The following is a 24,096-nucleotide window of genomic DNA, read 5'->3' on the forward strand; positions in this document are numbered from 1 at the left end:
TTAGCCAGCGATGGAGGCAAGGTACGTCTTGAGCTCGGTGAGCAGCGGGATGGGTCCGGGGTCGCGCTGGGCTGCTGCTGCAATGCGCAGGCTCAGCGTGTCGACTTGGCAGATGAGATCGAACAGCTGCGCCATGGGGCTGTCGCCGGCGGCTCGCAGTTCGGCGTAGGGCACCGCGATGCGACCACCGCCGAGCACCGTCCGTGTGAAGTCGTAGCGACGACGCAGCTGCGGATGCTCGTAGTCGTGCCGCAGTGCGACGACCGCCATCGGCGAGCCCTCGTCGTCGGCGCCCAGCTGGTCCCAGCCGGCCAACTCGTTGTGGCACAGCTCGGGCATCGTGCCGGCGTACGCGGGGATCTTCGCGTTCTCGTTGACCTGCGCTTTCGCTCGTCCCGCCGCCACTGCCCCCACGGCACCCCCGCCGTAGAAGACGGGCAGCAGCGCACCTTGGCCGATGGCGTTCACGATGTCGTCGAGCGCACCGGCGGCATCGGACACTGGTGCGTGAGCCTGACGGGCCCGCAGCTGCGTCACCGCCGAGCGCACCCAGCCCGCAACCCCGTGCAGCAGGCCCGCTCCCTCCAGCGCCATCAGGGGCGCGACCGACAGGGCACCAACGGCCGCACGCGGCATCGGGATGGCACGGTCCACCGCATAGAGCGGCGCCTCCCACTCGCGAGCCAGTTCGGCGAGCCGTCCGCCCGAGGTCACCGCGATCATCGAAGCGCCCGCAACATGGGCTGCGGTGGAAGCCTCGAGCGTCTCTTCGGTGTTGCCGCTGAATGACAGGGCTATCGCCAGTGTCGAAGGTCCGACGAACGCTGGACACTCGTAGCCCTTGACAACCGTCACCGGCACCTGCATCACGGGCGCTGCGAGCGCCGAGACGATATCGCCGGCAATGCCGGAGCCGCCCATGCCCATCATCACCACACTGGAGATCGGCACCCCCTCGCAGCGCCCACGACCGTACGCGTGCGCGGCCGCGCCAAGCCCAACTTCGAGCTGGGTCGGCAAGGCTTGGACGGCTGCTGCCATGCCCAGGCTGTCCGTGCTGCGTGTCACAGTCACGGCTGGCACGTCGGACGGAGATCGCCGCGTTCGATGCGCTCGTCGAACGCTTCGGCCGCCGCCGGGTCCACATCGGCCGCTTCGTCAATCAGCAGCACGGGGATGCCGTTCTCGACGGCATAGGTCCTTCGCAGACGCGGGTTGTACAGCAGGTCGTCCTCGGGCACGAAGTACAGCGGGCCTTTGTCCTGAGGGCACGCCAGCACTGCGGCCAAGACCGGGTCCAGGCCGACGCGTGCAACTGCCACCTGCTGCTCCTGTGCCTGCGTCACCTCTGCCGAGGCCCCGGTCGCGCCGGCCTGCGACCCACCATCCCTTCCGCCACGCCTGCGGGCTGTGGCGTGGCGGAGTCTGCGAAGCCTCTCAGCGAACATGCCACCCGATGATGCCAGCCGATCACGCCAGCAACGCAACGATGTCATCGGTGTGCTCGGCCACGGCCTCGGCAGTGGGCGCTTCGAGATTGAGCCGTAGCAACGGCTCGGTGTTCGACGGCCGCAGGTTGAACCACCAGTCGCCTCCGTCAACCGTCAGTCCGTCGAGGCGATCCTGGGGACAGTTCGCGAAGTGCTCGCTGACGCGCCGCAGCACCGCCGCAGCGTCAGCGACGCGGGTGTTGATCTCGCCAGAGGAGGCGTACCGGTCGAGCGGGGCGAGCAGTTCAGACAGCGGCACCTGCGCCGCGCTCAGCCGCTCCAGCGCGATCAGCGCAGCGATGAGCCCGGAGTCTGCTCGGTAGTTGTCGGCGAAGTAGTAGTGGCCGCTGTGCTCGCCGCCGAAGACCGCCCCGGTGCGGGCCATCTCGGCCTTGATGAAGCTGTGACCCACCCGGGTGCGAAGCGGTTGGCCTCCGGCTTCGGCAATCGCCTCGGGCACTGCGCGGGAGCAGATCGCGTTGTACAGGACCGGACCCGGACCGTGGCGTGCCAGCATGGCCTGCGCCACCAGCGACGTGAGCAGCGAGCCGCTGACCGCCTCTCCTCGTTCGTCGATGAGGAACACCCGGTCCGCGTCCCCGTCGAATGCGAGCCCCACGTCTGCACCCGTGCGCACCACGCGTTGGCGCGCGTCGGCCAGGTTCTCGAGCTGGATCGGGTCGGCTGGATGGTTGGGGAACGTGCCGTCAAGCTCGCCGTACAGCAGCTCCCACTCGAACGGCAGCGGGCCGAACACCGCAGGCACCACCAACCCGCCCATGCCGTTCGCTGTGTCCGCCACCACACGCAAGGGCGCAAGAGCCGACACGTCCACAAAGGAGCGGACGTGGGCTGCGAAGGCATCCAGCAGATCCCGCGCGCTGCGGCGGCCGCCGCCCCGCGGCGACGAGTCTCCCTGCGCAGCCCGTTTCGCGATCTCGTCGAGTCCGCTGCCGACACCCACCGGCGCGGCACCCGGCCCGCAGAGCTTGATGCCGTTGTAGGCCGCCGGGTTGTGCGACGCCGTGAGCATCGCCCCGGGCACCTGGAGCTGACCGGACGCGAAGTACAGCAGGTCGGTAGACGCCAGCCCGATGTCGATGACGTCGGTTCCTGCGGCTTGGACGCCGGCCGCGAAGGCCTCGGCCAACCCGACACCGCTCTGGCGCATGTCCCGGGCCATGACGAGCTGAGCGGTCCCCGCCCACACTGCGAAGGCGTAGCCGATGCCCCGCGCCGCAGCGGGATTCAGCTCATCCGGACATCTGCCACGTATGTCGTACGCCTTGACGATGCACGCCAAGACGTCGGCAGGCACGGGATCGACGCGCTCAGCCATGACGCCCTCTGAGCCTAAGCGGCCAGCGTGGTATGACCTCGGCGATGCCTCGGGCTTCGTGCGCAGAACGCCGTTCCGGGCTCGCTCGCAGCGATGCCGTGCTGATTCCGACGGCCGCCGCGGCGCGCGATTTCACCGTCATTCCGCGCAGCGGTGCGCGGCGATGCCGGCCGTCGAAGTTGCGATCGAAGTTGCGAGCTGTGCCGTCATTTCCCTATGGTGGGAGCAGCGGGCGAGATGCAGCACGGCCAAAGAGACAAGCGAGAGATTCGATGACGAACAGCAAATATCAGCCTTCCAAACGCGAGCTGAGTGTCCTTGATGAGGTCGAGAATCCGAGGTACGACCGCCAAATCGTCAACGGTCTCAAGCCATTCATGCAAGGCAGCGCCCCAGCGGACCTCGCGAATTTCTACTCGAGCGAAGAACTGCGTGAGCTGGAAGAGCTGCGCGCGACCGAGCGCGACATCGAAGCCAGAATGCCGGTCAAGCTGACACGTCACTACTTCGAGATGGCCAAGTCGAGCGCGGCATTGCAGCGAATAGTGAAGGCATCACCTGATGAGACCGTTGATCTAGAAGGCGATCCTGACCCTGCGAATCAGCTGGACTACAGTCCCACAGAAGGTTTGCTCCACAAGTACGAGATGGCACTGCTGTATGTCATCTCTACCTGCTCTGCTCACTGCCGGTTCTGCTACCGCGAAGAGCTGATCGGCCGCAAGGAAATTGCTCGTTCTGACGGCACGGTAAAGAAGAAAGGTCTTGCCCGCATTGACCTGACAACCGAGTACTTGCGACAACACAATGCCGCCGTGACAGCAAATGGCGGCAGGCACCCGGACACAGGCCGGCCCAAACTGCGCGAGGTCTTGCTCTCAGGCGGCGATCCTCTGGCGCTGCCAAACTCCAAGCTGGCCGGGTGGTTCACTGCGCTGGCGGAAGCCGGCACCGAGATCATTCGGATCGGCACGAAGGAGCTGGCATTCTTCCCGGATCGATTTGACACGGCTTTCTTCGACATGATCGACTGCTTCCATGAGGTCTACCCTGACGTTGCGCTGCGATTCATGGTGCATTTCAATCACCCCGATGAGTTCTTGCTCATGGATGCCGACGGACACTACCAGATCAGCAGTGGCGGACTGCTTCGGTGGCGATCGAACACTCGGCGAGCAGTCGATTCACTCGTACAGCGCGGCTGGCTCAGCGTCGAGAATCAGACTCCGATCATCGCGGGAGTGAACGATGACGCCGACGCGTTGAGAATACTGCAGCGCACGTTGAAGAGCGTTGGCGTCGAGAACCATTACTTCTTCGGTGGGCGCAACATCGTTGCCTACAGGGCGTTCAATGTGCCGATCGAAACCGCATGGCAACTGGTCAACGATTCGCAGCGCGGCTTGTCCGGCGTCGAGTCACACGCTCGTCTTGCCGTCGTTCATTACAAGGGAAAGATCGAGGTCTCCGCAGTGACGGATGCGCCCATTGCCGGCCTGCGGGGCAGCGAAAACGGCGTGGTCATCTTCAAGCTTCTGCGCAGTCCAGCAGACGCGCGCGACCGGGGCAAAGTGACCATCGTGGGGCGCAACCCCGAAGCGCTGTGGTTTGACGACTACGCGGACCGCGTGCTGCTTGACGAAGCCGGTCTGTTTGCCTCCCAGCGCCCCAGCGGCATCTCGCTGCCGCGATCCCGCTCGCCGCACCACCGGGCACCGAATGGACGGGAGCGGCAGCACGAGGGGAAGGCAGCTGGTCATCCGCGTTCGGCGTCCGGTCATGGCGCCGGCACGGCTTCGGCAGCCTCGCTGCTCGGCGTGTCGTAGGCGCCGGCGGCGGCGCGGTGGCGGATGCGCCAGATGTCCGCCAGCACGCTGAGCGACTGCGCAGCGATGCGGACGGTGGTGTCCGTCGAATGGTCGACGACGACGGGCACCTCGACAGCCTGCAGTTCGAGATGCTCCACCAGGTACAGCACTTCCACGTCGAAGGCGAACCCGTCGATCACCGAACGACCGAAGACTTCCTGGGCAGCCTCAGCGGTGAAGCCCTTGAAGCCGCACTGTGTGTCTCGGTAGCGACGCAGGAGCACCAAACGGGTGAAGACGTTGAACATTCGGCTCGCGAATGCCCTGGCAGGAGGGGCGGGATTGATCGTGTCTGCCTGGGGGTGACGCCGATTGCCCAGCGCGACGTCGAAGCCGGCGTCGAGGGCTTCGATGAGCGACGTGAGCTGGCCGGGCGGATATGCCAAGTCGACATCGGTGAACAAGCGCAAGCGGCCGCTCGCTGCGAGCATTCCCGCGCGGACAGCGGCACCCTTGCCCCGATTCTCCTCCAACGACACCACGACGTCGGCGCCGGCGCTGCGAGCTGCTCGCGCCGTGCCGTCGGCAGAGCCGTCATCGACCACCACGATCTCGACCCGTCCACCCTGGAGGGCCTTGCTGCCGGCTAACGCGACAGTGACTTGCGTGACGGCCTCTCCGACGAGGTGTTCGGCTTGGTAGGCGGGCAGCACAACAGACACCGCGGGTCGCGGCGCGGCATCGTCGTCGTGGTCCCCATCGCCGCCGAGCCGGTCTTGGGAAGCTGCCGCAGCGGCTACGGCTCTGGTGGGCGGTCGGATTGCTCGCCGACGTCTGAACTGCCCCGGCGGGCGCACGGCCATGAAGACCAGCGCGACCGCGCCCAGCAGCGTCGTGGCCCACGCCAAGTACTCGACCGCCGTGTTCCCGTAGGTGAGCTCGACGCGCTCGTCGGTGGGTATCACCACCATCCAATTGGGCGTCACTCGATAGGGCCCGTCCGCGCCGTGCGCCGACCAGTTCGGGAAGTAGGACATCTTCACCAGCACCGGAACGCCGGTCTGATCCACCGAGAACGACAACCAATCGCGCCCCATGTCGATGTTGTCGACGCGGACCGACGGCAGTGCCTGTCGCAACGCCGGACTGAACCGCGGCAACGATTCGGAGGGCGGACCGTCAGGGTCCAGCGGCGGCAGCAGCGACACCCGGGCCCAGTGCGGCGGCCCATCGGCTGCGATCGGCACATCCCACGCCTGCGGGTCGTTCCACCATATTGCGGCCGGATCGGTCCACGCCCGGCCGGCTTGGGGCGCTTCATGCGCCACAGCCGGCTCGAACGCCAGCGGCGATACCACCTCACTGTCAGCGACGAGGAAGATCGACCATGGCCCGCTCGAGGCGAGGTGGCTCAGGTCGGCCGATGCGTGAGCTGCGGTGGTCGCTTCGTCGCTGACCGAAGCGTAGTAGCGCACGCCCGACATCTGCAGATGCGTGACTCCCAAGTCGATGTCGAAATCGACGTAGGGAAGGTCGCGCATCGGACGCGACGGCGCCGCTGACAGCTCCGACTGCATGAGGAAGTGGAACGCCACCGTGGGGGACGACTCGAAGTAGAGACCTTCCATCGATGCGATGCAGCCGTCGGTCCAGTGCGGCAGCAGCATCGGTGCCATCGGCGTGCCGTACGCGCCCACGATGTCGCGGTCGTACTCCCACAGCAGGCGCCCGCAGCCGTGGGTGTCGCCGACATCGCTCATGGTGGCGACGAAGTCGTGGTACTCGGGATAGGACCCGAGACTCTCGTAGCCGCGGAAGTTCCAGCGTGCCCAGCCGGACACGAAGTTGCGGTCCTGCGGAGACAGGGCAAAAGGCCCCCAGCGGTAGTCGCCGGCGTCATCGAAGGTGCCGAACGGAGCATTGCCGAAGCGCATCGCCAACAAGCCGAGGACCGCCAGCAGCGCGATGACGGGACTCAGCGTGCGCACCCAGCGTGCAGCCGCCGCACCTGTGTCGGCGGAGGCGTCGCCGCGGCCGGGTCCGCTTCGGGTCAGCGCGTCGATCAAGAGCCACACGCCGATCGCCGCCAGCAGGTACAGCGCCAAGTACCAGAAGGGCAGGATGCGCGCGTTCCACAGCCGGTGCTGAGGCCAGTGGACGAAGCCCATCCCCATCGCTAAGGCCACCGCAGTCCAGGTGAGCGCCGGACGGTGCCAGCGCGCCAGCCCGACCACGGCACCGACGCCTGCCAGCAACAACACCCAGGTGATGCTGTGATAGGTGCCGTCGCCGCCGCCAAGCTCATCTGGAAAGAACAGATGTTCCCGTATGGTGCTGGTCCGCTCCCAGCCCATGTCGTTGAGGTAGGCCCGACGAGCCACGAACGGCAGCGTCCAGAACGCCGATACAGCGCCGCCGACGAGGCCGATCACCAGCGCATGCGCCGATCGGCGCCACTGCGTCGCCAGCAACGCCACCACAGCCGCGGTCGGCACGGCCAGACGCGCGACCGGATGCTCAGTGATGTTCCAGATCGCCGCCCAGAGCGCAATCGCCGCGGCCGAGGCGGCCAGTGTCGGCACCCGGCCGATGCGTGCGGGCAGGTCGTGCAGCCCACGCACGGCGACGATCATCACGCTGGCCGCTACGGCGAAGGCCAGCGGGATCGGATGGCACAGCGCAACGAATGCCAGCAGCAGGCTGGTCCGCGCTCGACCGGTCCCCCGTTCCAGCGAACGCCAGAACATGCCCAGGTACACGAGCGCTGCCGAAAGCGCTACCGAATAGGCGAACTCCCCTGCCAGCGTCGAGGCTGCGTTGCCGCCGTAGATCGTGAAGTTGACGTCGAAGACGAACAGCAGCGCTGCCGCCGGCGCCAGCATCCGCAGCGGACGTGCCCAGCCCGCCAGACGGCACATCAGCCACGCCGCCGCCGGCATCGTCACCAAGCCGCTGATCGCCACCAGCTTGAAGGCCACGCCGTAGGGCAGCACCACGTCGGCCACGACGATCATCAGGTACGGCACCACCATGTAGAAGTGCATGGCCGGCATGCCCGCGTACCACTCCTGGGTCCAGCCTCGCAGCGAGCCCGCAGACAGCAGCTCGTCCCGCAGGTACGCAGGACCCCAGACATGAGCGCCCATGTCCCCGCCGGTGGGGATGGAGGCGGAGACGATGCCGCCAGGGTCGAGCCACGCCACGACCGCCAAGCTGCTCGCTACCACGACCGCTGCTTCGATCCACTTGCGCAGAGCCGGTGCCTTGCGGGAAGTGCTCGTGCGCCCGTCGTCCACCGGCGCAGACTAATGGCCAAGGTCGCAGCTCACGCCACCCGAGCGTGCATCGGGCCGACTACCGACTCCGGGCAGCGACACCTCCGCCGTAGCATGAACTCATGGCATCTGAGGTGCCCTCGGGCGAGCGTCACACACGCGCACGCAGGCCGCGCGCCAGCGAGCCACCCGATGCCATTGCCGAAGACAGCTCCGACGGCGGCGCCCAGCGCAGCGGGCAGCCGCCTGCGGCCGACCGTGCCGCAGAACGCGGAGGGCGACGACACCGCGATCGCTGGCCCCGCTGGTCGATTTGGCTGCTCGCCTTGGTGCTGTTGTCGGTGATGTTCTTGCCCGGACTCCTGCGCGGCGGCAACGGCGAACCGATCGACTACAGCGCACTCATCGCCGAAGTGTCTGCCGGCAACGTCGACAGCGTCACGGTCACCAACGGCACGGGCGCGATCGCCGGCGAGTACGCCAACGGCACCAAGTTCTCCTCAGAGGGACCTGTCGAGCTGCCCGAGCCCGACCTGGCCCTGCTGCGAGAACGCGGCGTGTCGATCGAGTTCCACACCGACCGGCCGAACTTGCTCATCAGCCTGCTGCCGTTCTTGCTGCCGTTCGGCTTGATCTTCCTGCTGTTCTGGTGGATGCAGCGGCGAGCCCAGGGACAGATGTCGGGCATCATGTCGATCGGCCGCAGCAAAGCCAAGACCTACACCACCGAGCGACCCGCTACCAAATTCGACGACATTGCGGGGTACGACGGTGTCAAGCAGGAGATCACCGAGATCGTCGATTTCCTCAAGACACCCGAGCGCTTCGCGGCGATCGGCGCCAAGGTCCCCAAGGGCGTGCTGCTGGTAGGGCCGCCGGGCACCGGCAAGACGCTGATCGCCAGAGCAGTGGCCGGCGAGGCGGGCGTGCCGTTCTTGTCGGTCACCGGCTCGGACTTCATGGAGATGTTCGTCGGCGTCGGCGCCAGCCGCGTGCGCGACCTCTTTCAGTCTGCTCGCAAGCTGGGGCGGGCGATCATCTTCGTCGACGAGATCGACTCGATCGGCCGCAAGCGAGGCGCGGGGCTCGGCGGCGGACACGACGAACGCGAGCAGACCCTCAACCAGATGCTGGCCGAGATGGACGGGTTCGAGGAGAGCGGCGGCATCGTCATGATGGCGGCCACCAATCGGCCCGACATCTTGGATCCGGCGCTGCTGCGGCCCGGACGGTTCGACCGCCAGGTCGTCGTGCCGCTGCCGGAATTCTCCGAGCGGCTGGCCATCTTGCAGGTGCATTCCAAGGACAAGAAGACCGACGAAGACGTGGCATTGGAGACCTTGGCGAAGGGCACACCGGGCATGAGCGGCGCCGACTTGGCCAATTTGGTCAACGAAGCGGCACTCCACGCCGTTCGACGCGACTCGGAGTCCATCGCGCAAGCGGACTTCGAAGCGGCGAGAGACCGCGTGCTCATGGGTCAGCGCCGCGAGTCGGTAGCGCTGACAGAACGAGAACGTGAGGTCACCGCCTACCACGAGGGCGGGCACGCGCTGATCGCCACACTGTTCCCTCACGCCGACCCGGTACACAAGGTGACGATCCTGCCGACGGGCCAGGCACTCGGCGTCACGATGCAGCTGCCCGAGGAGCGTCACGCGTACAGCCAGGAGTACATCGAGGATCGGCTGGCGGTGCTGTTCGGCGGCCGAATGGCGGAGGAAACCGTGTTCGGCGTGACCTCCACCGGGGCGGCGAACGATCTCGTGCAAGGCACCGAACTGGCTCGCAAGATGGTATCGGAGTGGGGCATGAGCGACCGGGTGGGGCCGATGGCGTGGGGATCGCACTCGCAGGTCTTCTTGGGCGAAGACCTCGTTTCCGGGCGCGAGTACTCCGACGAGACTGCCCGGGTGATCGACGAGGAAGTCGAGCGGATACTGCGAACCCAGCAGGATCGGGCACGCAGCGCGCTCGTCGAGCACCGCGCGGCGTTGGATCGCATCGCTGCCGCATTGCTCGAGCACGAGACCATCACGGGCGAGCAGATCACGGCACTCGTGGCCGAGTAGCTGTCAGGCCTCGGCCAGCGCCGCTGCGAGGCCGGCTGGGTCGACCGCGCCGACCCAGCCGTCGACCACGCCGCCGTTTGCATCGGTGACGACGGTCGTGGGCACGGTGTCGATGCCGTGGTCGCGGTGTGTCTCGCGCTGGGCGCCGAAAGGCACCTCGACGACGGGCACTCCAGCGGCGGTGCCTCGGACCACGGCGAGTGCGCCGGCGCAGGTTCGGCAGGTCTCCTCGGTGAAGACCACCACCGCCGGACCGTGTCTCACGCCCACCGCTGCAAGATCGACCGCCGTGGGCAGTTCGGACCGCGGCACGGTCATCGCCGGGGCACCACGGCGGCGCTGTACCAGCGAGGCGACCGCAATGGCAGCCACGACCAGTCCCGCGGCGACCGCGAGGCGTTCCATCAGCTGCTCACCCGGTCAGCCCGTCGCTCTGCGAGCCAATCGCGCGCCTCGGAGCGCCCGGCCTACCACGGCGTCGGGAGCGCCACGCTCAGGCCTGCACCGTCGATTCGTGCTTGCCACACCAGCGCCGCGAACGGTGCGTCGGACACGAGGAGTCGAGCCGTGCCGCTCGCCAAGCTGTGCGTGACCACGCCCGATTGCGGCACTTCGATCACTGCGAGCGCTCGACCGCTCAAGTCCTGAACCACCACGCGGCGATCCGCGGCGGCCGAGGACGCGCCACGATTTTCGCTCTGGGTGCCGCCTGCTGCGGACGCAAGCGGATCGGCCATGACGGTGAGGAACACCTCGCTGCGGGGCTGTCGCGCCACGACGACCAGCCATCGATCGCTCGTCTGTGCGATGCCGGGCACGACAGACAAGCCCGACTGCGACGCCAGCACCGGCGAACGCACGTGCGCAGCGCTTCGGCCGTCTGGCGGATCGACGCCGTCGCCTGCTGCAGCCTCGTCCTGTGCTGCTTCGTTTTGTGCTGCCTCTCGGTCTGCAGTCTGTTCTTCAGTCCCTGCTTGCGCTGCTGCCTCTGGCGCCGCTTCTTCGCCGGCAGCCGAGGCCGCGTCCTCCTCGATCCGGATGCCGGTGCGCGGGCTCGTCGAATCACCGACCAGTGCTTCGGCCCACACCACCAGCGGCACCCCGTTCTGCGACACGATGGACAGCCCCAACGGGACACCGGGGTCTGCAACAAGCACGTTGTCGGGCGGCTGTTCGCTGGGTGCCTCTACTGCCAGCTCCTCCACGGCACGAGGGCCGACAGCGAGCGACTTCTGCGGACCGAAGGCATACAACAGGCTGCCGTCAGACGACCCGGCGGCGTCGACCGAGACGGTCACGGCGGCGATGTCGTCGGAGGGGTTGAAGACTCGCACGCTCAGCGTGGTGTGATCGTCGAAGCCGGCCGCAGGCACGAGCCAGCGCCCGCCGACGGCTGCCGATGCCAGCTCCACAGCGAAGCCCCGCCTGCCGAAGCTGCCGTCGTAGGCCGCGACGGCGTCCACAGCGATGCGTCCGGTGCGTGCCCGCACCGAGGTGGCAACGATGTCACGGCGACGTGCATGCTCGCCCAAGTCGATGACCGCGGTGCTCGACTTCGGCACGACAACTCCGGTGAGCTCTGGTGCCACGACGGGCCCGGACTCTGCCTCGGAGACGAACGTGATGTCGACGATCGCGTCGCGTGGCAACGGATTCATGACAGCCACTGCGGTCAGTGCGTCCACTTGAGTGTCGCCGGTCGGCATGTGCCAATCTGCGGCCAGCAGGCTGGAGCAGCGAGTTTCGTCCACGCCCAGCGACGAGACGAAACGCCGCGTGACGGCGAGCCCGCCCGCTGAGGACTCCACCAGTGCTCCCACCACCTCGTCGCTCACGTAATCCGCAGTGCGCACCGCCATGGTGCGGCGCGGCGCAATCTCGATATTCGCGACCACGTTGCCTAGCGTGCGTCCTCGGAACTCGACCGACGCCTGCGACGGCTCATCGGTCATGTTCGTGAGCAGCACCATGGTGGTGATGTCGCCAAGACTCTCGGCAATCGGCCGCAGGCCGACCAAGGGGCAGAACCACGTGGACGTCAGCGCATCAGGCGGCGGCACGATCTCGCGCGCCGGCATCGGCGGCGCCGCTGCGGCTACCGCAGCCTGTGTGCGGTCGACTGCTGCGTCGACTCCAAGCGCCGCCGCCAACCCCAGCGGAATCAGCAGCCGAGCCATCCAGCGAGCGAAGCGCTTCACGGTGCCAGGCCGTTCACTGGCCCGCCTCGCAGTCGGCAACCTCACGCCTCGCCGATGCGCGTGTCGCCCCGAGTCGACCGGACAAACGATCCGCGAACGGCGTGGGCTGACCGATCGCCACCCAGGCCAATGCCAGCCAGATCAGCACTTGGGCTGCGATGCGGCTCGTCACCGCGGCTGAACGCTCGAAGCTCAGTTCGGCAAGGCCTGCTCGGGGCGGATCGAAGCGCATCGCCCAGCCCAACGCGGGGGTCGGCTCAACGACCGCCTCCTCGACGTCGAGGCGCCAGCCGGGATCGTAGGACTCGGCAACCAGCACGACAGCCGCGTCCACCGGTCCGAGCTGGCTCGTCGCCGACCGGTAGTCGGTGAGCACGCCGAAACCGTCGTCGGACATGTCGAGCACGACGAGATCTACGGGGTTGAGAGCGAAATCGTCCGGAATCGGCCGCTCGAATTGCGACCGCGAGGACCACCACGCCTCGTTGCGGAACACCTGCACCGACGGATCCGCCGCCAGCGGCAGCAGATCGAGCTGGGAAGCGAGTGCCTCCGAGACTGCCGGCGACACCGGACGCTCCCAGCCCTCGGCGTAGGACGGCCCCGACCGCTCCACCACCACCACGAACCGGATCCCGAACGCCCCCAGCAGCCGTCCCAGTCGCAGCGTGTCGCCTGCCAGCCCAGCCCGAATGGCCTCCGCCAAGCGCTCATCGCCGGGCGCGGCAGGTATCGCCCAGGAGTGTCGGATGTCGGGGTACCCGCGCACCGACGTCCCTGCAGCGAGTCCCTCGACGCCGAGGTCGGTGCCGCGCAGCGGCAGGACCTCTGGCGCGCCGATCCAGAGCACCCGGTAGTCGGGTCCGACATCGCGGTCATCGACGAGTCTCAGCGGAACTCGGTGGTCGAAGCGCGGTGCCGACCAGTCGCCGTCAATTGCCGCCCATGCCGTCGGCAACACCATGGCGCCCACGGCGACGGCGCTCACCAGGACCATGATGCCGCGCAGCCGCGGCGACACGTCGCCGTCGGTCTGCGCGAGCGCGCCAGGGGCGGAGGCAGCAGCCCAGCACAGGCCGACAGCGCCGAAGACCAAGGACACCGCAGCCAGCGAAGGGCCCAAGCCCGCGCTGCCCAGCAGGTCATCGGTCCATCCGGTCACGACGAGCCACGCAGTCGCAATGCCGACGAGCCCGACCAGCCAGCCGCGCACCGCCTGCCGAAGCCGGCCGCCACTGCCGACCAGCAGCGGCACAGCGGCCACGACCAGCAGCCCCCAGCTCATCGGCAGCTCGCCGAGCGGACCGGTCCGAAACGCCAGGAGCTCTGCCAGCGAGGACGGCGTCCACGGAACGCTGCCGCCGAGCGAGACATCGACGTACGTCCGCCATGAAGCGAATTCGAGCAGCCACGGCAGATGTGCGATGCCCGCCAGCACCGCCGCCACCATCACCCGCCCCAGTCCGGCGATCGGCGCGCCGAGCGACTCGCCGCTTGACGCTCGCCGCATCAGTTCGACCATGGCGAGCATCACTGCGCCTGCCAGCGCCGGCACGACGACGAAGGGCTCGAAGGCTGCCACTGCGGCGAGGAGCAAGCCAAGCGTTGCCACCCTGGCCGCCGTGCCGCGTCGGCCTAGGTCACCCGCAGGCAGCGCCGGCGACGTGCCCACCAGCCCGCTCACGAGCAGCACGATCGCCGGCGCCGTCCCGTAGGCGAGCAGCACGTCCCAGCGGCCGTGCGCCAACGCGTTGTACGGCAGCGGACATGCGGCGTACAGCACCAGAGCTACCAAGCGGCCGTTGCGGTGCCGCACCGATGCGCACAGGCGCCACATGCCCCACAGTGCGGCGAGCACCAAACCCCAGACCGCGAGGCTCCGCAGCAGTCCGCTGGCGCCGAGCAGCACAGTGCCGCCGAGGCCCAGCAGACCCATTGCAGCGGGGCCGATCCCCGCTGCGCCGACGCCGCCGTCGCGCCAGCCGTCCAAGTACGAGCTGACCATCGTGGCGACGTCAGGGAAGTACGCGAACTGCCCGTACGCCGCTATGCCGCCCGTCAGCAGGTGACGCGAGCCGAATGCGATCAACCCCACGACGCCCAGCCACACCGCCCACACCGATCGGTGCGCATTTCGGCGCCAGTTGCCCAGAATGCTCTCGTCGATCCTGGTGCGCGCGGCCCGCCCGCTCTCGGGACTCAGGCGGTAGCGGAGCCAGTCGGCGACGCGCACCGAACCGCCCTGCTGCAGTCGCCGCAGATCGGCATCGCGCACGCGCCGGTAGCGCTTGGCAGCGCTTCGCAACGCCACGGTGCCGGCGATGTGCCGTGCATTCCACGCCCATGCCCTGCACACGTCAGCGGCTTGGGCAAACCGCCCGCGCAGGGCCGCGAACAGCACCTCGCCCCCGGCGAGCACGGCGCCGAGCACCACAGCCGGCAACAGGTACACCCATCCGTAGCACTTCGCCATGGTGCGCAACCGCGCTCGATGCTCGTGCCGGCGAGCGGACGGCTCGTGCCCCGCCTTCGCCGTGTCGCTTCGCATGGCTCCGATGGCCGCCGGCACCACTCGGACCCGCGCTCCCCGCAGCTGTATCCGCCAGCACAGGTCGACGGCGGCGCCGTCGCCTTCGAGCTCGGGATCGAAGCCGCCGGTGCTTTCGAACAGCTCGCGGCGTACCAGCATCGCCTCGGTCGGCGCCACGAAGCGATCTCTGGCTTCGTCGTGCTGGCCCTGGTCCAGCTCGTCGCGACCGACGACGGGAATGCGCACTGCGAGGCGATCCACGCTGCCGCCGAGATCGCGCAGCGTCAGGCCGTCGTCGGCATCGCGCAGCTTGGGGCCGGCGACGCCGATCACGCCGTCACTCGCGTTCTCGGCTTCGCCGACGAGGAGACCGATCGCGTCGGGCGCTAAGGCGATGCGGTCGGTCAAGAAGAGGAGATAGTCCGCTCCTTGGACCAGCGACGCACCCCGGTTGAAGATTGCCCCCATGTGCCGACGCTGTGCCTCACGGTCGCGGCTCGCCCGAGACGACACCGGATCAGCGACTTCGGCATCGGGCAGCTGCCGCATGACCCGCCGGCCCTGCTCGCCCTGCGCGTCGCACAACACCAGCACGGCGAGACGCGGGTACTCCTGGGCAGACAGCGCCTGCAGTGCGAATTCCGTGTCGGACGACGGCGAACTCGCCACCACGATGACAGCAACCGCCGGCGCCGCAGCCTCGGCCGATGCCTCGGTCGCACCTGCCGGCGACCGCTCCTCGGGCATAGGCGAGCTCACCGCCGGCTCTCGGCCGACACAGCCGGCACAGGTGCCTACCGCACCGCGGCGACAGCGACGACGCCGTCTCCTGCTGCGGACGTGCGGTAGTCCGGTGCGTCGCCGTAGCTGAAGCTGGTGCCGTCGCTCCACACCAGCCAATAGCCGCCGCCGCTGGCCGTGGAAGCGACGCCGACCGTGCGCAGCCGATTCTGGCGATCACGACGATCGCCAAGGTGATCCGACGAGCCGACCGCATGCACGGCGGTGTCGGCGCCAGCGATCCAGTAACCGCCGCCGGTCGGCACAGCTGCGAGACCGATCCCCGAGGCGCCGGCGCGCAGCAGCGGCCCGCAGCCGAGATCCCGCGCGTCGCCGAACGCCAGCACGCGGCCGTCGTCGAGCGCCAGCCAATAGCCGGCACCGGTCGGCGAGGACTCGATGTCAACCACCTCGCTCTCCAGACCGAGATGCGCGATCGCCCCCCAGTGCGCGGCTGCGCCGAACGAGAACACGCTGCCGTCACCAGTTGCCAGCCAGTAGCCGTCGCCGCCCGGGTGCGCGGCCATCGCTGCGACAGTGTCGGCGAGTCCTGTGTCGATCGCGTCGCCGTGCGCACGGGCGGCGCCGAAGGACTGGACGTCTCCGCGGGAGGTCGCGAGCCAGTAGCCGTCGCCGCCCGGGTGCGCGGCCATCGCCGTGAAACGCCCAGACGACGGCAGGGTTCCGTTGCCATGATGCTGCGCGGATCCGTACGCGCTCACGGTGCCGTCGGACTTCAGCAGCCACAGGCCGGGCCGCTTCGTCGCGGACGTCGAAGCCGGCCTGTCCGAGGGCGGACGCTCGCAGGACTGGCCGTCGGGAAACTGAGGAAAGCGATACCAGTCGGAACGCAAGGAGAACTGCTTGCGGAACGGATCGCGGGCCCAGCGATTCCACCGGCCGTCCTCCACGCCGGAGTACCCGTCGAAGTTCTCTACGCCGTCGGTCCCCACGATGCGCAAGCCGCGGGTCCGCCCGCCCCACGCGCCGTTGCCATTGCGGTGGGTGACCTGGATGCACACGAGGCTGCCGATGCTCGCAAAGGCCGCTTCGATGTCCGACCTGCTGATGCGCGACTGCCAGGCGTGGTTCGGATTTCCTTCTGTCGAGTCGCCCAAGTCCTGGACCCCGGGGAACCGGGCGCCCTCGTCGAGGCCGGCCGTCCACCCGCCGCTGGAGGAGTGGTACTCCGCAAAGGCGATCGAGCCGTCGTCATGCACGCGGATGTGACCTGCGGTGTTTCTGATCGCGGTGTTGGTGTGGATGTACCGGGTGCCGTGATCGAGCGGCTGCCCGTCGCGCGCCGCGCCGCCGTACACCTGACAGTTCCAGTAGTCGCAGGTGTCGGTGAAGCGCCCGATGCGCTCACGCGCCGCTGCCAGCGACAGCACGTACGAGCGCGCAGCGATGGCCTGCGCCTCGAGCGCGGCAATGCCACGACCGTCCCCCCGAGCGCCCCACTCAGGAATGCTCTCACGAGGCACGACGCCGCGCAGATACTGCTCCAGCGGGACACGATTGAACGCGTAGGGACCGTTCTGATTCACCACGCCGAGCGCACCTCGATAGGCGATCCGCATGGATTCCACTGCGGTGTCGCGCCCGTCGCAGTAGATCATCACCAACATCTGCGACCGGTCGTCCACGGCGTGGTCGCTGTGGGACGGAACAGCTTCGACGTATCGGTCGCCACGACGGCTCGCAGCAGACAGCGCGTCGTCCACCAGGTCGCCGCGCCTCCCGCAGCCGCTGTTCGAGCGCAGCCAGAAGGCGCCGGAGCTGATGCCGATCCGCACCACCGCTCCGCCGTCGAAGCGATGTCCCGACACGCTGAACGCTGACGCGGAGGTCACCAGCAGATCGCTGCGGTCGTTGCGCGTCAGATGCACCCACACATCGGGGTCGTCCACGCTGGACTGCGAGGTGTTGCCGTAGTAGTGCTGAACGATGCGCTCGCTGGTCCATCGGTGATCCACGGCGTAGCCCAACGCGCCCCACTGGCTGAGCCCATTGCCGTGGCCGAAGCCGCGGCCTTGCACCGTGATCACATCGGGGGCCAGTGGGGACTGTTGAGCCGCAACGGGCGACGCTGCCAGCGCCAGAGTGCCCACTGCTGTCAGGCAGGCTGCAGCGGCGCCGGCAACTCGCCGCCAAGCCACAACGGCGCGCCGAACTCGCCGGCGACGGCCTTGCACGCCGACGAGAGGCCCAAGCACCTGCGCCGGACCCGTCATTTCAGCTTGCGTCGTTCGATCTCGATGTCGCTCGCGACCATCGACTTCACCAGTTCTTCGAACGACATCTGAGGCGTCCACCCGAGCACACGTGCGGCCTTGGACGCGTCGCCGACCAGCAGGTCCACTTCGGCCGGCCGAAGGAACCTCGCATCGATCCGAACGTGGCGTTCCCAATCGTCGATGCCCGCAGCAGCGAAGGCGAGCCGCACGAAATCGCGCACCGCGTGGGTCGTGCCAGTGGCGATCACGTAATCGTCGGGTTCGGGCTGACGCAGCATCAGATGCATGGCGCGCACGTAATCCCCTGCGAAGCCCCAGTCGCGCTTGGCGTCGAGGTTTCCGAGCGACACTTCCTCCTGCAGGCCGAGGACGATGCGCGCGACGGCATTGGTGACCTTGCGTGTCACGAATTCCATGCCCCGCCGGGGTGACTCGTGATTGAACAGGATGCCGCTGCAGGCGTAGAGCCCGTAGCTCTCGCGGTAGTTCACCGTGGTGTGATGTCCGAACACCTTGGCCGAGCCGTAGGGGCTGCGCGGGTGCAGCGGGGTCAGCTCATGCTGCGGTGTCTCACGAACCTTGCCGAACATCTCGCTCGAAGAGGCCTGGTAGAAGCGAATTGGGTTGTCGACGCCCCCCACCAGCCGGATCGCTTCGAGCAACCGGAGCACGCCCAGTCCCGTGATGTTGGCGGTCAGCTCGGGCTGCTTGAACGACAGCGCCACGAAGCTGATGGCCCCGAGGTTGTACACCTCGTCGGGCTGGGTGTACTCGAGTGCCGCAATGAGCGACGCCATGTCGGCGAGATCGCCCGGCACCAGCTCGACGTACGGCAGGTCGGCGGCCACGGTCTCCGAGCGCGGATTGTGCTGGCCAGTGATCAGCCCGACGACCCGATATCCCTCGCCGTGCAAGTGCTCGGCAAGATACTGACCGTCCTGACCGGTGATTCCGGTGATGAATGCCGTCGGCACGACGCGGCTCCGGTTCGCAGATGGCAGAGGAGGCTGAGAGGCAACGAGTCAGGGTACGGGGCATCGTCGAGACTGTGAAGCGGCGCCTTCGGGTACCGTGCCGCGGATGGCACGGTGCCCGCATCACGGCCGGGTTCGCCCGCTCGCCGCGGCAGCGGCAGCGTTGCTGGCCGGCACAGCAATTGTCAGCACCGCAGTCGTCGCGACCTCGAGCACCTCCGGCGCTGCATCTCGCGTCGATTCGAATCGTCTGTGGGGTGCAGACCGCTACAAAACCGCAGCGGCCACAGCCGAGCGATACGCCGCCTCGGCCGGACCGATCGAAACGGTCATCGTGGCCTCGGGCACCGCATTTGCCGATGCGCTGGCAGCCACCCCGCTGTCCCGCGTGCGCAATGCGCCGATCCTGCTGTCTTCGCCCGACGTGCTGCCCGACGCCACCCGCGACTTCATCAAGCGCCACCCGGTCACCGACATCATCATCGCCGGCGGCACCAAGGCCGTGTCCAGCGGGGTGGAGGCCACGCTGGCTGGACTGATCGTCGGCGAGCCAGAGCGCATCGACGGCGCCGACCGCTACGGGACGGTGGTGAACATCGCGCGCCAGATCGAGGCCGCCAAGGTAAGCGACTACTGCAGCGACGGCCGTCGCACTGTGCTGGTGGCGACGGGCGAGCAGTTCGCCGATGCCTTGGCGCTGTCACCGCTCGCCTTCGCCGGGCCGCATCCGGTGCTGCTCACCAGGCCCGACCAACTGCCCGCAGCGCTCAAGGAGTTCCTCGCTGACTACCGCATCGAGCAGGTGCTGATCGCGGGAGGGCCGGCCGCAGTCACCCCTGCAGTCGAGACGGAACTGTCCGCTCTCGGCATCAAGGTCCAGCGCCTGTGGGGACAAGATCGCTTTGAGACCGCTGCAGTGCTCGCCGAGGCGCTCGCCGAGGGTTGCTTCGAGTCAGACGAGTTCGGCCTGGCGGACGGCCGCAACTTCCCCGACGCACTGGTCGGCGGCCCATTGCTGGGACTGCGACGTGCGCCGCTGCTGCTGTCCGGACCCAGCCTGCCGGACGCGACACGCCGGACGCTGGCCGGTCCCGTTCCCGATGCAGGCGTCGTCGGGCTCACCATCTTCGGGGGGCGCCAGGCCGTCTCCGACGCCGCGGCCGCGACAGCAGCCGACGCGCTGCTGGGCGTCAAGCGCACATGCGACCCCCGCACCGATGCGGCCGGTGTGCCGCGTGAGGTGACCGTGCAACCGCTCGACGGCAGCCTGGTGGTGCGCTGGAAGGCGCCTGCCACCGTCGGCAGCGCGCCGCCGACGGGCTATCGGCTCAGGTACCGGCCTGCCGGGGGGCAGTGGACCACCGTGGACAACGTGAACTCACCTTCGACGATTGCAGGGCTGCGCAACGTCGTGTTGTACGAGGTGCAGGTGGCGGCGACCGGCAGCGGCTACGAGGCATGGAGTCCGAGCAGCTACGCCACTCCCTCGGAGGCAGCGACAGCCACCGTGTCGTCGAGATCGGGCGGACTCGCCGGCGCAACCGCAACCGGCGCCGTCAGGCAGGTGGCGTACTCGGCAGCAGCGAAGTGCCCGCCCGCAATCAGATGAGCCCCTCGGCGAACAGCAACTCGACATCGCAGACGGTGGCGGTGCTGGCCGGAGGCGTCGGCGCCGCACGCTTTCTTCGCGGACTGCTGCGCGTGCGCCGACAGGCCGATGTCACCGCTGTCGTCAACGTCGGCGACGACTTCGTCTTGCATGGGCTCAGCATCAGTCCCGACCTCGACACGGTCACCTACACGCTGGCTGAACAGGTCAACGCCGAGACCGGGTGGGGTCGCAGGGGCGAAACGTGGCACGTACGGACCGAACTCGGTCGCCTCGGCGGCCAGGACTGGTTCGCGCTCGGCGACCTCGACGTGGCGCTCCACCTCTTCCGCACCCAACGCAGAAACGAGGGTGCCTCGCTGTCGCAGATCACACGCGAGCTGGCGGGTCGCTTCGGCCTCGAGTTGACGCTGCTGCCGGTCAGCGACGACCCGATCCGAACTCGCATCACCCCGGCAGCGCCCGCCGAAGCAGCAGAGATCGACTTTCAGGAGTACTTCGTGGCCCGACGGCACGGCATTGCCATCCGATCTGTGCGATTCGCCGGCATCGAAGCCGCCCGGCCTGCTCCTGGCGTCGCCGAGGCGCTCACGAGCGCCGACGCCGTGGTGCTGGCGCCCTCCAACCCATTCGTCTCCATCGGCCCCGTGGTGGACGTGCCGGGAATCCGCGAGATCCTGGCTCGTCGCCGCGAGCGCGTAGTAGCAGTGTCGCCCATCGTGGGCGGCCAGTCCGTCAAGGGACCGGCCGCCGACATGATGCACTACTTGGGCCACGAACCCAGCGTCGTCGGCATCGCACGGCTCTACGCCTCCTGCGCTGCCACGTTGGTGATCGATCATGCCGACGCCGAACTCGCCCCGGCAGTTGCGCGAGCCGGCATGTCCCCGGTCGTCACCGACACCATCATGGCTGACGTGGACCGCGCAGCAACGCTGGCGACCGCAACGCTCCATGCGGTCGATGCAGACATCCGCGACACAGATACCACTCGCCCAGCAGCCAACAGCACAGGCACCGGCACGTGACCGTCGAATTGCATCCCGTCGAAGGCATCGGCGAGATCACCCGAGGCGCGGATCTGGGCGCCGTCATCGCGCAAGCCTGCGCGGCGTCGCCCATGGGCCTGCGCGAGGGCGACGTGCTCGTCGTGACGCAGAAGATTGTCTCGAAGGCCGAAGGCGCCCTGGAGCTGATCGACCCTGACGACCCCCTGTCGCACAAGCCGCTCGTCGAGCGGGAGTCACGCCGCATTCTTCGCCGCCGCGGCGATCTCATCATCAGCGAGACCAAGCATGGGTTCGTCTGCGCCAACGCCGGAATCGATCTGTCCAACGTCGAACGGGGATACGCCGCGCTGCTGCCCGATGACAGCGACCGCTCCGCATACAGGATCCGAGCCCGCATCGCTGCGCTGTCGGGCTTCACCGTCGGGGTCATCATCTCCGACACCTTCGGACGCCCGTGGCGGCGCGGCGTCACCGACGTCGCTATCGGCTGCGCGGGCATCGCTGCGGTAGTGGACCTGAAAGGCACAGCGGATGCGCTGGGCCGCGAGCTGATGGTCACCGAGGTCTGCGTGGCCGACGAGATCGCCGCCGCCGCCGATCTGGTCTGCGGCAAAGCGCGTGGCGTGCCGGTCGCCATTGCACGCGGAATCGACCAGAGCTGGCTGCGACGCTCCTCGGTGCGCACGGAGATCGTCAGGGAACCCGCCGAGGACCTGTTCCGCTAGCGCTCCGGATGCGGTCGGCGCTGTTGGCGCAGCACTGCGCCGGCGCCGATGTGCTCACCGTGGCCGACCACCGTGTACTCGCGGAGCACTGCTTCGGGGCCCACGACCGCGTCTGCGCCGAGCAACGAGTCGATCACGGTGACACCTGCCGCGAGTCGGCACCGCGGGCCGAGGACGGAACGCTGCACCACGACTCCGGGTCCGATCTCGCACCCCTCGCCGATGACCGAGGTGCGCACGTGCGCCTCGGGATGGATGTCCGCGCTCGCAGCAGCCAAGCCGTCGACCACCTGGGCGTTGGCACGCCGACCCTCCAGAACGTCCAGATTCGCCGCCAAGTACTGCCGCGGTGTGCCTGTGTCCAGCCAATAGACATCGGCGACCAGCGCTGCCAGCGCCCGATCCTCGACGATGCGAGGGAAGATCTCCCGCTCAATCGAGACGGGCCGATCCGGCACGACACGATCCAGCGTCGCCGAGGTCAGCACATAGGTGCCCGCGCTGATCGTCGGTCGGCCGCCTTCCGCCGACGAAGCGGTGACCGAACCGGGTTGCGGTTTCTCCGAGAAGGACAGCACGCGGCCCGACGGATCGGTCGTCACCAGACCGTACGGCGTGGGGTCGGCGACCGGTTGCAGCGCGATGGTGGCCTCGGCACCCGAACGCTCGTGTTGCGCGACGAGGTCGCCGATGTCGAGATCGGTCAGCACGTCGCCGTTGAGCACCAGGAACGTGCCCGCCACACCGGCTGCCTCAGCGGCGAACCGCACCGCACCTGCCGTGCCGCGGGCCTCAGGCTCGACCGCCACGTCGTAGGACAGCCGTCCGATGCGCCCCCGAGGGTAAGCCGTGGTGAATGCCTCGGACCGGTAGCCCAACGCAAGCACGACGTGGTCGATTCCGTGCCGGTGCAAATGCTCGCAAACCCACTCGATCATGGGCCGGCCGCAGATAGGGAGCATCTGCTTGGGAGTGCTGTCGGTCAGCGGACGCAGCCGAGTGCCGTAGCCGCCAAGCAGCAGGATTGCCTTCATGGCGCGGTTCCGATGCTCGCGGAATCGATGTCGCTGGGCCTCAGGATGTCGCCGGAGTAGTCGCCGGCGGGCTGCCTCCGTCGTCGGAACCGTCTTCGCCGGAACTGTCCTCGTCGGATTCGGATGCTGGGTCCGGGGATTCCGGCGGGTCGGGGGACTCATCGGATTCCTCGGACTCAGCAGGCTCGGATGTCTCCAAAAGGCCGCCATCGTCCGACTCGCCGGCGCCATCCGCATCGGGCAGCGGCATCGGACCGACTCCGGGGTCGCCCAGCGGTTGATCCTCCAAAGGCAGATTCAGGTACTGCCGCAAGAACGCGTCGTCGGGCCGCGGTATGTCGGAATCGGCCACGCTCGGGTGGACGAATGCGAACACGAAGATCTGACCGTCGTCCAAGAACCGCACACCTCGCAGGTCCTCAGCGAAGGTCAGTGCTTTCTCCGCCTGCAGCGTCTCCCAACGCAGGATGCGCAATTCTGCGCCCGGCTCGGCTACGTCCGCGTCGTCGCTGCTGGGATCCGGCGATTCGCAGCCATCGCCGGACTCGTCGAGCAACGTCCCATCGGGCAGCTCGATGGTCGCGTCGGTCATCTCGACCTCGATCTCGTCCATGAACGCGCCGACAGTGGCGAACTGTCCCGTGACGCCGGTATGGAACGGATGAATGTGGATGAGACCGTCGCCGTGCGTGTGGATGCCGGACTGATCCTCGACGTCGTTGGGATACACGTCGAGGACGAATTCGTCGCAGTTGTAGATCGCGTAGAGCGAGTGCCAGTGATCGCCGAGGCGTGGCGGACCTGCCGGCGCGTTGTCGGCCCGCTCGTCGCGTGCCACGAGAATCAGCGCGACGCCCACCAGCACGACGAGCAACATCGCCGCCGGGAACAGCAGGTCGCGTCGAGGCCGGAACTTCCGGCCGCTTCCGCCGGCGCTTGCGGCTTTCGCGATCTTCTTGGCAGCGGCTGTTCTCGCCATACGGGCCGACAAGCTACCGACGCTCAGCGTCGACTG

The 24,096-nt window shown here is 68.1% G+C and carries 16 protein-coding genes; 5 read left to right on the forward strand and 11 right to left on the reverse strand.

Annotated elements, in window-relative coordinates:
- From ACOGI4_RS00125 to manB, 3 genes are all read right to left on the reverse strand, one after another.
- Entirely contained in the window at positions 1 to 1,074 is a 1,074-nt protein-coding gene (locus ACOGI4_RS00125) for an SIS domain-containing protein (protein WP_419841931.1), read from the reverse strand.
- Positions 1,071 to 1,322 (reverse strand): Trm112 family protein, encoded by a 252-nt coding sequence (locus ACOGI4_RS00130; protein ID WP_419841932.1) that lies wholly within the window; start codon positions 1,320 to 1,322, stop codon positions 1,071 to 1,073. The genes ACOGI4_RS00125 and ACOGI4_RS00130 overlap by 4 nt, the downstream gene beginning before the upstream one ends.
- A 148-nt stretch (positions 1,323 to 1,470) precedes the next feature.
- Positions 1,471 to 2,829 (reverse strand): phosphomannomutase/phosphoglucomutase, encoded by a 1,359-nt coding sequence (gene manB / locus ACOGI4_RS00135; RefSeq protein ID WP_419841933.1) that lies wholly within the window; start codon positions 2,827 to 2,829, stop codon positions 1,471 to 1,473.
- 98 nt (positions 2,830 to 2,927) lie between these two features.
- On the opposite strand from manB, the gene ACOGI4_RS00140 reads away from it, so the two are divergent.
- The gene (locus ACOGI4_RS00140) at positions 2,928 to 4,655 is read left to right on the forward strand and encodes a KamA family radical SAM protein (RefSeq protein ID WP_419841934.1); all 1,728 of its coding nucleotides are present in this window, start codon (positions 2,928 to 2,930) and stop codon (positions 4,653 to 4,655) included.
- Here ACOGI4_RS00140 and ACOGI4_RS00145 read toward each other — a convergent pair.
- Entirely contained in the window at positions 4,607 to 7,933 is a 3,327-nt protein-coding gene (locus ACOGI4_RS00145) for a glycosyltransferase (RefSeq protein WP_419841935.1), read from the reverse strand. The two genes, ACOGI4_RS00140 and ACOGI4_RS00145, sit on opposite strands and share 49 nt — an antisense overlap.
- Positions 7,934 to 8,034: 101 nt before the next feature.
- Here ACOGI4_RS00145 and ftsH point away from each other — a divergent pair, with 101 nt between their 5' ends.
- Entirely contained in the window at positions 8,035 to 9,984 is a 1,950-nt protein-coding gene (ftsH, locus tag ACOGI4_RS00150) for an ATP-dependent zinc metalloprotease FtsH (protein ID WP_419841936.1), read from the forward strand.
- Between the two features lie 3 nt (positions 9,985 to 9,987).
- Here ftsH and ACOGI4_RS00155 read toward each other — a convergent pair whose 3' ends face one another.
- The 5 genes from ACOGI4_RS00155 to ACOGI4_RS00175 form a co-directional block, all read right to left on the reverse strand.
- Entirely contained in the window at positions 9,988 to 10,389 is a 402-nt protein-coding gene (locus ACOGI4_RS00155; RefSeq protein WP_419841937.1) for a thioredoxin family protein, read from the reverse strand.
- 62 nt (positions 10,390 to 10,451) lie between these two features.
- Positions 10,452 to 12,182, reverse strand: coding sequence for a hypothetical protein (locus ACOGI4_RS00160; protein WP_419841938.1), 1,731 nt, complete (start codon positions 12,180 to 12,182; stop codon positions 10,452 to 10,454).
- A 13-nt stretch (positions 12,183 to 12,195) separates the two neighbouring features.
- On the reverse strand, positions 12,196 to 15,459 hold the full coding sequence (locus ACOGI4_RS00165; protein ID WP_419841939.1) for a glycosyltransferase family 2 protein: 3,264 nt from the start codon (positions 15,457 to 15,459) through the stop codon (positions 12,196 to 12,198).
- Between the two features lie 47 nt (positions 15,460 to 15,506).
- Complete coding sequence (locus ACOGI4_RS00170) at positions 15,507 to 17,531, reverse strand: SpoIID/LytB domain-containing protein (protein WP_419841940.1); 2,025 nt, start codon at positions 17,529 to 17,531, stop codon at positions 15,507 to 15,509.
- A 191-nt stretch (positions 17,532 to 17,722) separates the two neighbouring features.
- On the reverse strand, positions 17,723 to 18,703 hold the full coding sequence (locus ACOGI4_RS00175; RefSeq protein ID WP_419841941.1) for a GDP-mannose 4,6-dehydratase: 981 nt from the start codon (positions 18,701 to 18,703) through the stop codon (positions 17,723 to 17,725).
- 106 nt (positions 18,704 to 18,809) lie between these two features.
- Between ACOGI4_RS00175 and ACOGI4_RS00180 the strand changes: the two genes are divergently transcribed.
- Genes ACOGI4_RS00180 through cofE form a run of 3 tightly spaced genes read left to right on the forward strand, consistent with a single transcriptional unit; the run spans position 18,810 to position 22,047 of the window.
- The gene (locus tag ACOGI4_RS00180; RefSeq protein ID WP_419841942.1) at positions 18,810 to 20,312 is read left to right on the forward strand and encodes a cell wall-binding repeat-containing protein; all 1,503 of its coding nucleotides are present in this window, start codon (positions 18,810 to 18,812) and stop codon (positions 20,310 to 20,312) included.
- The gene (gene cofD / locus ACOGI4_RS00185) at positions 20,309 to 21,340 is read left to right on the forward strand and encodes a 2-phospho-L-lactate transferase (RefSeq protein ID WP_419841943.1); all 1,032 of its coding nucleotides are present in this window, start codon (positions 20,309 to 20,311) and stop codon (positions 21,338 to 21,340) included. Before ACOGI4_RS00180 ends, cofD begins: the two co-directional genes overlap by 4 nt.
- Positions 21,337 to 22,047, forward strand: a complete 711-nt coding sequence (gene cofE, locus ACOGI4_RS00190; RefSeq protein WP_419841944.1) for a coenzyme F420-0:L-glutamate ligase — start codon at positions 21,337 to 21,339, stop codon at positions 22,045 to 22,047. The genes cofD and cofE overlap by 4 nt, the downstream gene beginning before the upstream one ends.
- On the opposite strand, the gene ACOGI4_RS00195 is transcribed toward cofE, so the two are convergent.
- Both ACOGI4_RS00195 and ACOGI4_RS00200 read right to left on the reverse strand, forming a co-directional pair.
- Positions 22,044 to 23,081: a sugar phosphate nucleotidyltransferase gene (locus tag ACOGI4_RS00195; RefSeq protein WP_419841945.1), complete on the reverse strand. Its 1,038-nt coding sequence runs from the start codon at positions 23,079 to 23,081 to the stop codon at positions 22,044 to 22,046. The two genes, cofE and ACOGI4_RS00195, sit on opposite strands and share 4 nt — an antisense overlap.
- 40 nt (positions 23,082 to 23,121) lie before the next feature.
- Positions 23,122 to 24,060, reverse strand: coding sequence for a hypothetical protein (locus ACOGI4_RS00200; protein WP_419841946.1), 939 nt, complete (start codon positions 24,058 to 24,060; stop codon positions 23,122 to 23,124).
- Positions 24,061 to 24,096: the final 36 nt, after the last annotated feature.

The organism is Candidatus Poriferisodalis sp., assembly GCF_965205175.1.
Lineage (GTDB): Bacteria > Actinomycetota > Acidimicrobiia > Acidimicrobiales > Poriferisodalaceae > Poriferisodalis.

What these genes read in the sequence shown, in the direction of transcription:
- ACOGI4_RS00165 (WP_419841939.1), bottom strand. Translation starts at nt 15,459, where the DNA reads ATGCCCGAGGAGCGGTCGCCGGCAGGTGCGACCGAGGCATCGGCCGAG.
- ACOGI4_RS00195 (WP_419841945.1), bottom strand. Translation starts at nt 23,081, where the DNA reads ATGAAGGCAATCCTGCTGCTTGGCGGCTACGGCACTCGGCTGCGTCCG.
- ACOGI4_RS00155 (WP_419841937.1), bottom strand. Translation starts at nt 10,389, where the DNA reads ATGGAACGCCTCGCGGTCGCCGCGGGACTGGTCGTGGCTGCCATTGCG.
- ACOGI4_RS00200 (WP_419841946.1), bottom strand. Translation starts at nt 24,060, where the DNA reads ATGGCGAGAACAGCCGCTGCCAAGAAGATCGCGAAAGCCGCAAGCGCC.
- manB (WP_419841933.1), bottom strand. Translation starts at nt 2,829, where the DNA reads ATGGCTGAGCGCGTCGATCCCGTGCCTGCCGACGTCTTGGCGTGCATC.
- ftsH (WP_419841936.1), top strand. Translation starts at nt 8,035, where the DNA reads ATGGCATCTGAGGTGCCCTCGGGCGAGCGTCACACACGCGCACGCAGG.
- cofD (WP_419841943.1), top strand. Translation starts at nt 20,309, where the DNA reads ATGAGCCCCTCGGCGAACAGCAACTCGACATCGCAGACGGTGGCGGTG.
- ACOGI4_RS00180 (WP_419841942.1), top strand. Translation starts at nt 18,810, where the DNA reads ATGGCACGGTGCCCGCATCACGGCCGGGTTCGCCCGCTCGCCGCGGCA.